Genomic DNA, 14,763 nt, shown 5'->3' on the forward strand with positions numbered 1-14,763 from the left:
TAAAATTATGTGCTAATTTTATTATATTTGGTAACATATATTATAAAAAATGATTGCACATATACAGGGGAAATTAGTAGAAAAGACACCAACACAGGTAGTTATTGATTGTGGAGGCGTGGGATATCATGTAAATATATCCTTACATACCTACTCGTTGCTTCCCAATACTGACTTTATAAAATTGTATACGCATCTTCAAATAAAAGAAGATGCGCATACTTTATTTGGTTTTGTAGAAAAATCAGAAAGGGAAATTTTTAAATTATTATTATCTGTTTCAGGTATTGGGGCTAGCATTGCCAGAACCATGTTGTCATCATTAGACCCAAAACAAATTACAAATGCTATTGCATCAGGTGATGTAGTTACAATTCAATCTATAAAAGGAATTGGTAGCAAAACGGCACAAAGAGTAATACTTGATTTGAAAGAAAAAGTATTGAAATTGTATGATTTAGATGAAGTTTCTATGTCGCAAAGCAATACAAATCGAGATGAAGCGTTATCTGCTTTGGAGGTGTTAGGTTTTGTTCGAAAAACTTCAGAACGAATCGTAGAAAAAATTGTAAAAGAGGATCCAGAGGCTTCTGTTGAATCGATTATTAAGAAAGCTTTAAAAAACTTATAAAAGGTACTCAAAACACGGATTATATGCATAAAATTTGTATTTTTTTGCTAGTCATATTTTGTGGTTTTGTATCGCAAGCTCAGGTAACACCAGCCGCTCAGGATACAATTGTAACTGGTTTTGCTACAGGGAAAGTCCAGTTAAAAGATCCTCAAAGTGTTCTTTCTGCTTATACTTATGATCCAGTTACCGATAGGTATATTTACACTAATTCAGTTGATGGATTTTCTATTAACTATCCTATTATTTTAACTCCAAAAGAGTATGAAAGTTTACTCTTGAAAGAATCTATGCGAGATTATTTCAAGAAAAAAGTAGATGCTATAGAAGGGAAAAAAGAAGGTAGTGAAGCGGCTAAAAAAGATTTATTACCAAGGTATTATGTAAAATCAGGGCTTTTTGAGTCCATTTTCGGAAGTAATACCATCGATGTAAAACCAACCGGATCTATCGAACTGGATTTGGGTATGCGTTATACAAAACAAGATAATCCTTCGTTTTCACCAAGAAACAGATCGAATCTTTCTTTCGATTTTGATCAAAGGATAAGTATGAGCTTGATGGGGAAAGTGGGAACACGACTTAATGTAAATGCTAATTACGATACCCAGTCAACATTTGCTTTTCAAAATCTTATGAAGTTGGAATATGCTCCTTCAGAAGATGATATTATTCAGAAAATTGAAGTGGGGAATGTAAGTATGCCTTTGAATAGCTCGCTGATTAGGGGAGCACAAAGTTTATTTGGTGTAAAAACACAATTGCAATTTGGTAAAACTACTGTCACAGGTATATTTTCGGAACAAAAATCCCAGACTAAAAGTTTAATTGCTCAAGGAGGCGGAACAATTCAGGACTTTGATATGTATGCACTGGATTATGATAACGACAGACACTTTTTCTTGTCACAATATTTTAGAAACAGATACGATGCATCCTTAAAAAACTATCCTTTTATTGATAGTAGAGTTCAGATTTCAAGATTGGAGATTTGGGTTACCAACAGACAAAATCGTGTAAATACGACCAATAATAATCTAAGAAATATTATTGCACTTCAGGATTTAGGTGAAGGGCAATTAACAGGTTTAGCAGATAATGAAGTGGTTGTGTTAGATCCTTCAACTGCGATGTTTAATAATCCGGTAGATTCTCCTTCAGATAATTCAAATAATGATTATGATCCTGCACAAATAGCTGCTGGAAGTGGTTTGTTAAACAATAATATTCGTGAAATTGTAACTTCAAGTTCTGGATTTAATGGTACTGTAAGTGAAGGTCAGGACTATTCTAAATTAGAAAATGCCAGAAAATTGAACCCTAACGAATATACTTTTAATACTCAGTTAGGGTATATTTCATTGCAACAGCGACTAGCTAATGATGAGGTTTTAGCCGTTGCGTATCAATATACAATTGGAGATAAAGTTTATCAAGTTGGTGAATTTGGTAATGATGGAGTAGATGCAACCGTTGTAACGGGGGCTAATCAATCAAATCAGGCAATTATAACGCAAAGTTTGATATTGAAAATGCTGAAAAGTAATTTGACCAATGTCAAAAATCCGGTTTGGAACCTAATGATGAAAAATATCTATCAGATTCCAGGGGCTTATCAAGTGAAACAGGAAGACTTCAGATTTAATATTCTTTATACGGATCCGTCTGCTTTAAATTATATTACCGAAGTTCCGGGAAGTCCTTTCCCAGCAAATCCTTCAAGAGAAAATGAAGTCGCCGAAACTCCTTTGCTTAAAGTATTTAATTTAGATAAACTGAATTATAATAATGATCCACAAGCGGGAGGGGATGGTTTTTTTGATTTTATGCAAGGCTTGACGATAGATGCTCAAAACGGTAGAATAATATTTACAACTAAAGAGCCATTTGGAGAACTTTTGTTTTCTAAATTGTCAAACACAGGTTCAGGAGAAAATTACAATGATGTAAATACATATAATCTCAATCAAAAAAAATATGTGTTTAGAAACATGTATCGTAACACACAATCCGGTGCTTTACAAGATAGTGAAAAGAATAAGTTCTTATTAAGAGGAAAGTACAAATCCACGGGTGGTGATGGAATACCAATTGGTGCTTTCAATGTTCCCAGAGGTTCAGTTGTGGTTACTGCCGGAGGACGAGTTCTGGTTGAAGGAGTTGATTATAGTGTGAATTATCAGTTGGGGCGAGTTCAAATTCTAGATCCATCTCTTCAAGCCTCTAATACGCCTATTGAAGTTTCGTTGGAAAATAATTCAATTTTTGGTCAGCAAACCAGACGGTTTATGGGTGTCAATGTGGAACATAAAATTTCTGATAATTTTTTGGTTGGAGGGACTTTTTTAAAAATGACTGAAAGACCGTTTACTCAAAAATCCAGTTTTGGTCAGGAATCTGTAAATAATACTATTTATGGATTCAATTCCAATTTTTCTACTGAAGTCCCCTTTTTAACCCGATTAGTAAATAAATTGCCTAATCTGGATACTGATGTGCCTTCTAATCTTTCTGTGAGAGGAGAAATTGCATTTTTGAAACCAGATTCTCCAAAAGCAGATCGTTTCGAAGGGGAGTCAACTATTTACGTAGATGATTTTGAAGGTTCACAATCGACCATCGACATGCGTTCTCCTTATGCTTGGAGTTTGTCATCTACTCCTGATAAAAATGCAAGAAGCACTTATGACTTTAATGGTAGTGCTAACGATTTGAGTTATGGTTTTAAAAGAGCCAAGTTAGCATGGTACTCCATAGATCCTGTATTTTATACTCAAAAACCATCAGGAATTTCAAATGAAGAATTGTCTTTCAATACCACCAGAAGAATTTTTAGTGAAGAACTCTATCCTTTAACTGATATTGCACAAGGACAATCTCAAGTTGTTAATACATTAGATTTAAGTTATTATCCTTCTGACAGAGGGCCTTATAATAATAGTTTGAATGTGTCTACAAATCCGACAGATAATTTTGGAGGGATCATGAGGTCTTTAAATTCCACTAATTTCGAACAAGGAAATGTTGAATATATTCAATTTTGGATATTAGATCCTTATGTGGGTAGTGGTGAAATACCTCAGTCAAACACGGGTAAAATTTACTTCAATTTAGGGGAAGTATCTGAGGATGTATTAAAAGATGGAAGAAAACAATATGAAAATGGACTTGGTCCAGATCAAATATTAGCAAATCCACAGTCAATTTGGGGAGATGTGCCTGCATCACAATCTTTAATTTACGCTTTTGATGCCAATGCCGATAATAGAACCAATCAAGATGTAGGTTTAGATGGTTTGGATAATGTCAAAGAGGGAGCGGTTTACAGTAATTTTGCGTCTGAATCTGATCCTGCAGCAGATGATTATACCTATTATTTGAATGCTTCAGGGGATATTTTAGACCGATATAAAATGTATAATGGTGTAGACGGAAATTCCGCTGTTGATATTAATGATCCCAACAGAGGGGCTTCTACTGTTCCTGATGTGGAAGATATCAATAGAGATAATACTATGAATACAATCAATGCGTATTACGAGTATAGTATTGATGTTGAGCCTAATATGAGTATTGGACAAAATTACATTACTGATATAAGAAGTACCCAAGTTACATTGGCAAATGGGGCGATTACTGACGCTAGATGGATTCAGTTTAAAATACCTGTTTCGCAACCTGAAAATACTATTGGAAATATCTCCGATTTTAGATCAATTCGTTTCATGAGAATGTTTATGACGGGTTTTAATGATCAGGTAACAGTTCGTTTTGGAGCGCTGGATTTGGTAAGAGGAGAATGGAGAAGATATGCCAATACACTTGATTTTAATGATACAAATGTTGCTGATGACGAAACTACTTTAGATGTGTTAGCTGTAAATGTTCAGGAAAATAATGAGAGATGCCCCGTGAATTACATCACTCCTCCAGGGGTGGTTAGAGAACAGTTATATAACAATAATACCGTTATCAACCAGAATGAACAATCCTTGTCTTTGAGGGTGTCTGGTGATGGATTAGAACCGGAAGATTCAAGAGCTGTTTTTAAAAATGTAAGTATAGACATGCGTCAGTTCAAAAAATTGAAAATGTTTTTACATGCCGAATCTTTGCCAAATGAAATTGCGCTTCGGGATAATCAAATGGTAGGTTTTATTCGTTTTGGAAATGATTTTACACAGAATTTTTATCAAATAGAAATACCCTTAAAAGTTACGGTGCCTTCTTCAGCGTCTAGTACTGATTGTGCTGCTTTAAGTGCCGAAGCAGTCTGGCCTGAAGATAATGAAATTGATTTGTCATTGGCATTATTGACCAAATTGAAGATTCTGGCTATGAGCATTGACCCAAGCACGCTTCCATTGGATGGAATTTATTATCAAAACGAAGAGGAACTAGATCCCTCTTTGGCGAATAAAAATAATAAACTGAGATTGGGTATAAAAGGAAATCCTAATTTTGGTTTAGCCCGAACATTAATGGTTGGTGTAAAAAGCAACGAAACCCATCAAGATGTTAAAGGAGAAGTTTGGTTCAACGAATTGCGTTTAGCCGATATGGACAATCAAGGCGGGATGGCAGCCGTGTTGAATGTAGATTCAAATTTTGCTGATTTTGCTACAGTTTCCGCCACAGGTAAAAAAAGTACGATTGGTTTTGGAGCATTAGAAGAAGGTCCAAATGAAAGAAATCGTGAGGATACTAAACAATATAATATAGTAACTAATGTTAATTTGGGGAAATTATTGCCTCCAAAATGGGGTATTAACTTGCCGTTTAATTATGCTATTGGTGAAGAAACCATTACTCCGGAATATGATCCTTTTAATCAGGACATCAAATTAAAACAGTTGTTGGCTAATACCACTGACCAAGCCGAAAAAGAGAATATTGAAAGAAGAGCTATTGATTATACGAAACGACAAAGCATCAATTTTATCGGGGTTAGAAAAGAAAGAAGTCCAGAGCAGAAACAACGTGTTTATGACCCGGAGAACTTCACTTTCTCGCAGTCTTTTAACCAGGTAGAGCGACATGATTTTGAAATAGAGGATTATGTTGACCAACAGGCAAATTCATCTGTTGATTATGCGTATAGTTTTCAGCCAAAACCTGTCGAGCCGTTCAAGAAAACAGCTTTCATGAAAAAAAGTGATTATTGGAAATTACTGAGTGATTTCAACTTTAATTACCTGCCTTCGAATATTTCTTTTAATACTAATATTATCAGACAGTACAATCGTCAGCAATTTAGACAAGTTGATGTAGAAGGAATTGGTTTAGATCCATTGTACCGAAGAAATTTTGCATTCAATTATCAGTATGGTTTTAATTATAATTTGACAAAGTCATTAAAATTGAATTATACAGCTTCTTCCAGCAATATTGTAAAAAGCTATTTGAACGAAGACAATGAACCTATCGATAGTTTTACGATATGGGATAGTTATTGGGATATAGGAGATCCTAATCAGCACATGCAACAATTGGTTGTGAATTATGAAATACCCATTAATAAAATTCCAGTGTTTAGTTTTATTAAAGCGAACTATTCGTATACAGGTGATTACAGCTGGCAGCGTTCCTCTAATGCTTTGTCTCAAATAGAAATTGAAGGAAATAGTTATAATTTAGGGAATACGGTTCAAAATGCAAGTTCACATAATTTGAATGGGACATTCAATATGGATGCGTTTTATAAGTATTTGGGCTTAACAAAAAACACAAATAAACCTGCAGCTAAATCTAAAACTGCTGCTCCAAAACCAGGAGAAAAAGTTGTGAATACTGCTACGCCGCAAATTGCAAAAAGCAATGAGTTTGTAGATGGTTTGATTGGGGTTTTAACGAGCATTAAGAATATTCAAATGAATTATACTGAAAACAGTGGTACAATTCTGCCAGGATACACACCGGGTGTGGGATTCCTAGGTTCATCAAGACCTTCTTTAGGATTTATTTTTGGAAGTCAGGATGACGTTCGATATGAAGCTGCTAAGAACGGATGGCTTACCAATTACCCTGATTTTAATCAAAATTACTCACAAGTTATCAATAGGTTATTTAAAGCTACAGCTAATGTGGATTTGTTACCAGATTTAAAAGTTGATTTGTCATTAGACAGAGCCTATTCTAAAAACTTCTCAGAACAATATGATGTTACCGATGGACAATACAATTCACGATCACCATACAGTTACGGTCTTTTTTCAATTTCTACTGTTTTAATTAAAACATCTTTTTCAACGAGTGATGAAAATGAATCTGTCGCTTTTGAAGATTTTAGAAACAATAGACTTGCAGTTGCTAATCGATTGGCCACGCAACGTGGGATAGATATCAATAATCCGGCAAATCTTGATGCTGAAGGGTATCCTATAGGTTACGGTAAAAATAACCAAGCAGTATTGCTGCCTGCTTTTTTAGCAGCTTACTCAGGAACTAACGCAGCAGATGTTTCGCTTGGAATTTTCAGAAATTTTCCAATACCAAACTGGGCTGTGAAATACAATGGACTGATGCGTTATGCTTTTTTCAAAAAGAATTTCAAACGCTTTTCCATGCAACACAACTATAGAGCTTCCTACACCATTAATGCGTTTAGGTCTAATTTTGAGTATGATAAAGCACCAAGCGGCGTCGATGCAAGCGGTAATTTTTTCAATAGAACGATTATGTCGAACATCAATTTAGTGGAGCAATTCAGTCCGCTTATAAGAATGGATTTTGAATTGAAAAGTTCATTAAAAGTACTTACAGAGATTAAAAAAGACAGAGCGCTATCGATGAGTTTTGACAATAATCTATTGACAGAAGTAAAGGGAGTCGAATATATTGTAGGACTTGGTTATCGATTTAAAGATGTAATTTTCTCTTCCAGATTGGCGGACAATCCAACGGGAATTATAAAAAGTGATATTAACTTGAAAGGAGATCTTTCCTATCGAAATAATCAAACGATTGTCAGGTATTTAGATTATGATAACAATCAATTGGCGGGAGGGCAAAATATTTGGTCTCTAAAGATTACTGCGGATTATGCTTTTAGTAAGAATTTGACAGCAATTTTCTATTATGATCATTCATTTTCGAAAGCAGTAATATCAACTACTTTTCCTTTAACAAATATTAGATCTGGATTTACGATGCGTTATAATTTTGGGAATTAATTTTTTTAAAATCTAAACAAGATTTGAATTGAGATTGTTACATTTGTCACATAAAATTTTGAATAACAATTAATAATTATCAATTAGTATTTATATGAACATACCAGCAAATTTAAAGTACACTAAAGATCATGAATGGATTAGTATTGACGGCGATATCGCAACAGTAGGAATTACTGATTTTGCACAAAAAGAATTAGGGGATATCGTATATGTTGAAGTGGAAACTTTAGATCAGACTTTAGAAAAAGATGAGGTTTTTGGAACTGTTGAAGCGGTAAAAACTGTTTCTGATTTGTTTCTTCCATTATCAGGTGAAATTATCGCGTTTAATGACGCTTTGGAAAATACACCAGAAAGTGTAAATTCTGATCCCTATGGAGCGGGATGGATGATAAAAATAAAAATTTCAAACGAAGCAGAAATTGATTCATTGCTTTCAAGTGAATCGTACAAAGAGCTTATTGGTGCCTAAACAATTCTATTTTTGGACAGCTTTATCTTGGACTGGAATAATAGTTTTTTTTTGTTTAGTAAAATCAAGCGCTATTCCTGTTGTTCGTATTTCAAATTTAGATAAAATTGTTCATGCGTTTTTTCATTTAGTGTTAACATCTCTTTGGTTTTTGTTTTTTAAGAAGCATTTAAATAGTTCAAATATTTTTAAGCCTTTGGTAGCGGCTTTTTTGATTTCTGTTTTTTTTGGAATAGGGATTGAAATAGCACAGGAGTTATTTACAAAAACTAGGAAGGGAGATTTATTGGATGTGTTAGCAAATTCATCAGGAACAACTCTCGCTATTTGTTTGCTTTTGTTTTTTAATAAGTACACTAATTTAAATAAAGTTTGATATGGATTACAATCCCACTTCGGTGGGATTTTTTTATAGTACAAAAAGAATTTATTTTTTTTACAATCAATAATGTATAAAATAACATTGCATCTTTGCGAAGTAGTCACTAATAGTAATTAAATGTGAATTTAAAATGTATTTTTGCTAATAGACTTTAAGGATATTATGAAATCATAAGAAAAATGAATATTAAACAATATTTAGATTCTACTTATTTAAAAACGGCATCGCAAGCAGGTCTTAGTGAAGCTGATACAATTAGTGTTGTTAAAGAATTCATTCAGGAAGGCATCGATGAGCATTTTAAGCTGATCATGATTCGGCCGAATATGGTTTCTATGGCAAAAAAAATGATTGTCGACGCCAATTCAAATTTACAAATAGGGACCGTAATTGATTTTCCGGAAGGGAAGTCTAGTGTAAGTGAAAAACTTTCAGAAGCGATTCAGGCGATTGAAGATGGAGCTGATGATTTGGATTTCGTTTGTAATTACCACGCATTTAAAAAAGGAGATGTTGATTTAGTTAAAGAAGAGATTTTGAAATGTACGCTTTTGGGACTTGAAAATAATAAGGTCGTAAAATGGATTATTGAAGTGGCGGCACTTGATGATAAACAGATTATACAATTGTCTGCTTTGATAAAAAATAGTGTTATTTCAAATTTTAAAGAAGAGTTGTACCAATCGGTTTTTGTAAAGTCGTCAACAGGTTTTTATAAAACGGAAAATAATTTACCAAATGGTGCGACAATTCACTCGATTATTATTATGTTGGAAAATGCTTCGCCACTTCCTGTAAAAGCGGCAGGTGGAGTAAGGACTTATGAAGAGGCTGTTGAAATGATTCGATTGGGAGTAAAACGGATCGGATCATCGGGAGCAAAAGCTATTGCAAATGGGCAAAATTCACAAACTGATTACTAAATTCACAAAGAAAAAAGCATGAAAAAAGGTTTTGCAACATTACTTTTATCATTTTATTCCTTTTTTATTTATTCGCAAGAAATAAATAATAGCCCAATACAGTCAGCTGCATCGGCCGAACGATTTCCTGTTTTTTTGAATTGTGAAAACTTACAATCTAAGGAATTAGAAAATTGTTTTTATTATCAAGTTCAAAATTTTGTCTTTCAAAATTTTGAAGTTCCTGAAAATCTTAAACAAAATAATTTTAAGGGAAGTGTAGAGGTTCTTTTTGAAGTAGATAGTAACGGTGTTTTTAAAGTGATTTATGTTAATGCCATTGATGAAGAGTTAATAAAAGAAACCAAACGGATTTTTGGTGTATTTCCTAAAATAAAACCGTCAACTTATAACGGGAAGCCAACCTATTCCAAATATACAATAGCAATTGCTATTCCGTTAAGAAGTCCGGAGCAACTGGCTTCAGAAGCACTTGCTCGCGCAGAAATTTTGCCAAATCCAACAAAACAACTTACTGAATTAGATAGTATCGTTTATAAAAAGTTTAATAATCCACAGTTTGAAAGTCATTTGAATATTCCTTTTTCACACAGTTATTATGCTCAGTTTGACGCTTCTTTAAATCAAGTTGGCAGTAATAATCATACTGCATCAAAACCTTATACTTATGCCGAAGTTTCAAAGTATTATGATCTAAAAGCGGTAAACAATAAACTTAAGAAGAATGTTTCCGGCTGGTGGGCTAGAAAATTATGGAATGAAAATACGGTTGAAATTCAAGGTGATGGATATTGGTTTACATTAAATCCTATATTGGATTTGCAGGTTGGGAAAGCATCTCAAACAAAAGCAAATTACACTTATGTAAATACGCGGGCAATCAATTTTCGTGGGGGATTAGGAAAACAGCTTAATTTTACCACTACAGTTTTTGAAAGTCAAGGGCGATTTGCAGATTATTTTAATCGTTATGCAGAATCAATAAAGCCTGCTGGTGGAAATCCTGCGATTATTCCAGGTATGGGAATTGCCAAAGATTTCAAAACTGATGCGTATGATTTTCCTTTGGCGGAAGCCAATATAACTTTTGCACCAAGTAAATATGTTGATTTGCAATTGGGTTATGGAAGAAACTTTATTGGGGATGGATACCGTTCTTTATTAGAAAGTGATGCCGCGAGTCCTTATCCCTATTTTAAATTAAATACTAATTTTTGGAAAATAAAATACACTAATACTTATATGTGGTTGAAAGATGTTCGACCTGAGGTTACACTCGAAAGGACCTATGCTACAAAGTTTATGGCAAACCATTACTTAAGTTGGAATGTATCTAATAAATTGAATCTTGGTTTCTTTGAATCTGTAATCTGGACCAATACGAATGATAGAGGATTTGATGTGAGTTTTGTAAATCCAATTATTTTTTACCGTTCCGTTGAATTTGCTTCTTCTGCCAGAACTGGAAATGCGGTTTTAGGGTTGACCTATAAATACAAATGGAATAATCAAATAAATCTATACGGACAATTTATTCTTGATGAATTTTCTCTTGGAGATATTAAAGAAAGGGATAATAGTTGGAAAAATAAATACGGTTATCAGTTAGGAGTTAAGTATTACAATGCGTTCAAAGTAGATGACTTATTATTGCAGTTAGAATACAATCACGTTCGACCTTATGTATATTCGCATAGTGTTCCCATCACAAATTACGGTCATAACAATCAAAGTATAGGGCATCAATGGGGAGGAAATTTTAAGGAGTTTATTGCCATAGCCCGTTATCATAAAGATAGGTATTTTGCTGATGCAAAAATAACTGTGGCTACCCGTGGATTGGATTTTGATACTGCTGAAGACAGCTATAATTACGGAGGGAATATTTATAAAGATTACGATGAAAATAGGGCTTTGGATAGCGGTGTGAAAGTAGGGCAGGGAAATAAAACGGCTGTTTTTATTACAGATATTCAGGCCGGTTATTTGATAAATCCAGCAACTAATCTGAAGGTTTTTGGAAGCTATATTTATAGAAGTTTTGATCCAACTAAAAATACGGCAACTACTTTCAATGAGAGTACCAATTGGTTTACTTTAGGGATACGTTCCGATGTTTTTAATTGGTATTTTGATTATTAGTTTTAATTATTTTTCTAAAAAAGCTTTTTTATGAATTGTTTTTTGCCAAATCCCTTTTGATACCCTACTTTTGCAAAAGTTTTTACAAAGCAAATAAACAGTAGCATTGGACGCAACACAAAATACCCTTTCATTAAAATCTATTTATATTGATTTCCGCGAAATAACTAAAGCGCGCCTAGCTGTTAGCGTTGTGTTTTCGTCTATTGCGGGTTTTATGCTTGGGATTTTTGATATTCATTCTTTTAGTTGGATGACATTATTCAAATTAGCTATTGGTGGCTATTGCATGGTGGGCGCTTCTAATGCTTTTAATCAAGTTATCGAAAAAGACTTAGATGCTTTGATGGATCGAACGAAAAATCGTCCCGTTCCAGCAGGTAGAATGTCTCGAAGTACGGCTTTGATTATTGCTAGTCTTCTAACCGTTGTTGGAATCATTTTGCTTTATACGATTAACCCAAAAACGGCCATGTTTGGTGCGATTTCAATATTTCTTTATACCAGTGTTTATACTCCTTTAAAAACCATGACATCGTTGTCTGTTTTTGTAGGTGCTTTTCCGGGAGCAATTCCTTTTATGTTAGGTTGGGTTGCGGCAACAGGAGAGTTTGGAATAGAAGCAGGAACATTATTTCTAATACAGTTTTTCTGGCAATTCCCTCATTTTTGGGCTATTGGCTGGTTTTTATATGAAGATTATGAAAAAGCAGGTTTCTTTATGTTGCCTACTGGGAAAAAAGATAAAGGAACGGCTTTACAAATAATTTTATATACAGTTTGGCTTATTATAGCTTCGCTAATACCAGTTTTTGGTTATACAGGGCGTTTGTATATTACCCCGGTAACAGCAATAGTTGTATTTTTACTAGGTATTTGGATGCTTTATTATGCAGTGCAATTGTATAAGTTAAGAACTGCAAAAGCAGCTAGGACCCTGATGCTGGTAAGTGTTTCTTATATAACATTGTTGCAATTAGTTTATATATTTGATAAATTTTTAAGATAATTATGGAAATGACAATGACAACAGACGAACATAAGTCTAGAACAGCGCGATCATACAAATTGATACTGCTATTTGCGATGGCTAGTATGACCATGATGTTTGCAGGACTTACAAGTGCATTCGTAGTAAGTAAATCCAGAGCCGATTGGTTAAAGGATTTTCAATTACCGACAGCGTTTTATTATAGTACTTTAGCTATTATAGGGTGCAGTGTGACGTTTTATTTGGCTAAAAAAGCTATTCAGAAAAACAATCAAAATGCAACTACTAAATTTCTTTTCGCTACTTTAGCATTAGGGATATTATTTGTAATTTTACAATTTGTAGGTTTTGGACAAATAGTGGAAAACGGCTATTATTTCACAGGAAGTGGAAGCTCAATCACGACTACTTTTTTATATGTTGTAACGGTTGTGCACCTGATTCACCTTGCTGGTGGCCTAATTTCACTGCTAATTATAATTTATAATCATTTTAAACAAAAATACAATTCAACTCAAACCCTTGGAATAGAACTAGGTGCAATGTACTGGCACTTTCTTGATCTATTATGGGTTTATTTGTTTTTGTTTTTATATTTCTTTAAATAAGAAAAAAACGTAAATTTGGGAACTTTTTAACGAATAACTTTTATGGAAGCGACAGTTACTACTGCTAATAGTGAAGAAAAAACTTGGGGAGGCGGCAATGAGCCAATGGGAGCAAGTTATGGCAAATTGATGATGTGGTTTTTTATCGTATCAGATGCCTTAACGTTCTCTGGATTTCTTGCAGCGTATGGTTTTTCTAGATTTAAATTTATTGAGACATGGCCTTTGGCCGATGAAGTGTTTACTCACTTCCCATTTATGCATGGAGTATCTGCTCCGATGTATTACGTGGCATTAATGACGTTTATTTTGATTTTTTCATCTGTAACAATGGTTTTGGCTGTTGATGCAGGTCATCAAATGAAAAAAAATAAAGTCGTGGTTTATATGTTTTTAACCATTATCGGAGGTTTGATTTTCGTCGGATCTCAAGCTTGGGAATGGAAAAACTTTATAAAAGGGGAATATGGTGCAATTGAAACAAAAGGAGGTAGTTTGCTTCAGTTTGTCGATAAAGATGGACACCGTGTGGCTCTTGCTGATTTTGCGGCAACTTTGCCGGAAGAAAGAGAACAATTGACTCGAAATAAAGGGAAATGGTTTATGAGTGAGGCGGCTTTGCCTTCTTATTCTGTAGCCGAAGTTCAAGCAGGTTTCAAAGCACATCCTGATCTTTTGATCAGAACTGAGGTGATAACCAAAGAAAAACAAAAAACAATTCTTTCTAGAGAAGAGTCAGAATTAAGATTGAGCCAAGCTAGTTACGTAGTAGAAGGAGCGAACTTAACCAGAAACGAATATGGAAGTAAATTATTCGCAGATTTCTTTTTCTTTATAACAGGATTCCACGGTTTTCACGTATTTTCAGGGGTAATAATAAATATCATTATATTTTTTAATGTATTAGTTGGAACTTATGAAAAAAGAAAAAGCTATGAGATGGTAGAAAAAGTGGGGCTTTATTGGCACTTTGTTGATTTAGTTTGGGTATTTGTATTTACAGTTTTCTATCTCGTTTAATTTCAAAAAGTAATTATCATGTCACACGAACACGTATCTAATACTGGTAGAATCTGGAAAGTTTTCGGAATACTATCTGCCGTAACAATAATAGAAGTTTATCTAGGTATTTTGAAACCAGATTTTCTTCACATGAACAATTTTTTAAGTATGAATTTACTTAATTGGATATTTTATGCTCTTACTATTTTTAAGGCATATTATATTGTATGGGCTTTTATGCACATGGAAGGGGAGAAAAGTACTTTAAGAAGTGCAGTTGTTTACCCAGTAATTTTTCTGATATTATATTTGCTCTTCATTCTTTTGACTGAAGGGAATTATATTTATGAGGTTTTTAAAAATTCTACTATTAAATGGAATTTTTAACAAGATATTAATTCAAAAAAAGGGTACGCATTGCGTACCTTTTTTTATTT

General features: G+C 33.8%; 10 protein-coding genes. All 10 read left to right on the forward strand.

The features are described from left to right. Window positions 1–49 precede the first annotated feature (49 nt). Entirely contained in the window at window positions 50–631 is a 582-nt protein-coding gene (gene ruvA, locus ACM55F_RS01735) for a Holliday junction branch migration protein RuvA (RefSeq protein WP_416851969.1), read from the forward strand. Between the two features lie 23 nt (window positions 632–654). Further along, window positions 655–7,803, forward strand: coding sequence for a T9SS outer membrane translocon Sov/SprA (sov, locus tag ACM55F_RS01740; RefSeq protein ID WP_416851970.1), 7,149 nt, complete (start codon window positions 655–657; stop codon window positions 7,801–7,803). A gap of 94 nt (window positions 7,804–7,897) precedes the next feature. Beyond that, the gene (gcvH, locus tag ACM55F_RS01745) at window positions 7,898–8,278 is read left to right on the forward strand and encodes a glycine cleavage system protein GcvH (RefSeq protein ID WP_416851972.1); all 381 of its coding nucleotides are present in this window, start codon (window positions 7,898–7,900) and stop codon (window positions 8,276–8,278) included. Then, window positions 8,229–8,654, forward strand: a complete 426-nt coding sequence (locus tag ACM55F_RS01750; RefSeq protein ID WP_416851973.1) for a VanZ family protein — start codon at window positions 8,229–8,231, stop codon at window positions 8,652–8,654. The genes gcvH and ACM55F_RS01750 overlap by 50 nt, the downstream gene beginning before the upstream one ends. Before the next feature lie 185 nt (window positions 8,655–8,839). Further along, window positions 8,840–9,583: a deoxyribose-phosphate aldolase gene (gene deoC, locus ACM55F_RS01755; protein ID WP_416851974.1), complete on the forward strand. Its 744-nt coding sequence runs from the start codon at window positions 8,840–8,842 to the stop codon at window positions 9,581–9,583. A gap of 18 nt (window positions 9,584–9,601) precedes the next feature. Then, complete coding sequence (locus ACM55F_RS01760; RefSeq protein WP_416851975.1) at window positions 9,602–11,725, forward strand: gliding motility protein RemB; 2,124 nt, start codon at window positions 9,602–9,604, stop codon at window positions 11,723–11,725. Window positions 11,726–11,831: 106 nt separating this feature from the next. Next, complete coding sequence (gene cyoE, locus ACM55F_RS01765; RefSeq protein WP_416851977.1) at window positions 11,832–12,734, forward strand: heme o synthase; 903 nt, start codon at window positions 11,832–11,834, stop codon at window positions 12,732–12,734. Window positions 12,735–12,736: 2 nt separating this feature from the next. Further along, window positions 12,737–13,324: a cytochrome c oxidase subunit 3 gene (locus ACM55F_RS01770; RefSeq protein ID WP_416851979.1), complete on the forward strand. Its 588-nt coding sequence runs from the start codon at window positions 12,737–12,739 to the stop codon at window positions 13,322–13,324. A 42-nt stretch (window positions 13,325–13,366) separates the two neighbouring features. After that, a complete protein-coding gene (locus ACM55F_RS01775) occupies window positions 13,367–14,344 on the forward strand; it encodes a cytochrome c oxidase subunit 3 (protein ID WP_416851980.1) in 978 nt (325 codons plus the stop codon). 18 nt (window positions 14,345–14,362) lie between these two features. Continuing rightward, window positions 14,363–14,713, forward strand: coding sequence for a cytochrome C oxidase subunit IV family protein (locus ACM55F_RS01780; RefSeq protein ID WP_416851981.1), 351 nt, complete (start codon window positions 14,363–14,365; stop codon window positions 14,711–14,713). Window positions 14,714–14,763 lie beyond the last annotated feature (50 nt).

The organism is Flavobacterium melibiosi (assembly GCF_048158545.1).
Lineage (GTDB): Bacteria > Bacteroidota > Bacteroidia > Flavobacteriales > Flavobacteriaceae > Flavobacterium > Flavobacterium melibiosi.

Bases quoted from the DNA above. Each gene is read 5' to 3' on its own strand.
- gcvH (WP_416851972.1), top strand. From the start codon at position 7,898: ATGAACATACCAGCAAATTTAAAGTACACTAAAGATCATGAATGGATT.
- ACM55F_RS01775 (WP_416851980.1), top strand. From the start codon at position 13,367: ATGGAAGCGACAGTTACTACTGCTAATAGTGAAGAAAAAACTTGGGGA.
- ACM55F_RS01760 (WP_416851975.1), top strand. From the start codon at position 9,602: ATGAAAAAAGGTTTTGCAACATTACTTTTATCATTTTATTCCTTTTTT.
- ruvA (WP_416851969.1), top strand. From the start codon at position 50: ATGATTGCACATATACAGGGGAAATTAGTAGAAAAGACACCAACACAG.
- ACM55F_RS01780 (WP_416851981.1), top strand. From the start codon at position 14,363: ATGTCACACGAACACGTATCTAATACTGGTAGAATCTGGAAAGTTTTC.
- ACM55F_RS01770 (WP_416851979.1), top strand. From the start codon at position 12,737: ATGGAAATGACAATGACAACAGACGAACATAAGTCTAGAACAGCGCGA.
- sov (WP_416851970.1), top strand. From the start codon at position 655: ATGCATAAAATTTGTATTTTTTTGCTAGTCATATTTTGTGGTTTTGTA.
- deoC (WP_416851974.1), top strand. From the start codon at position 8,840: ATGAATATTAAACAATATTTAGATTCTACTTATTTAAAAACGGCATCG.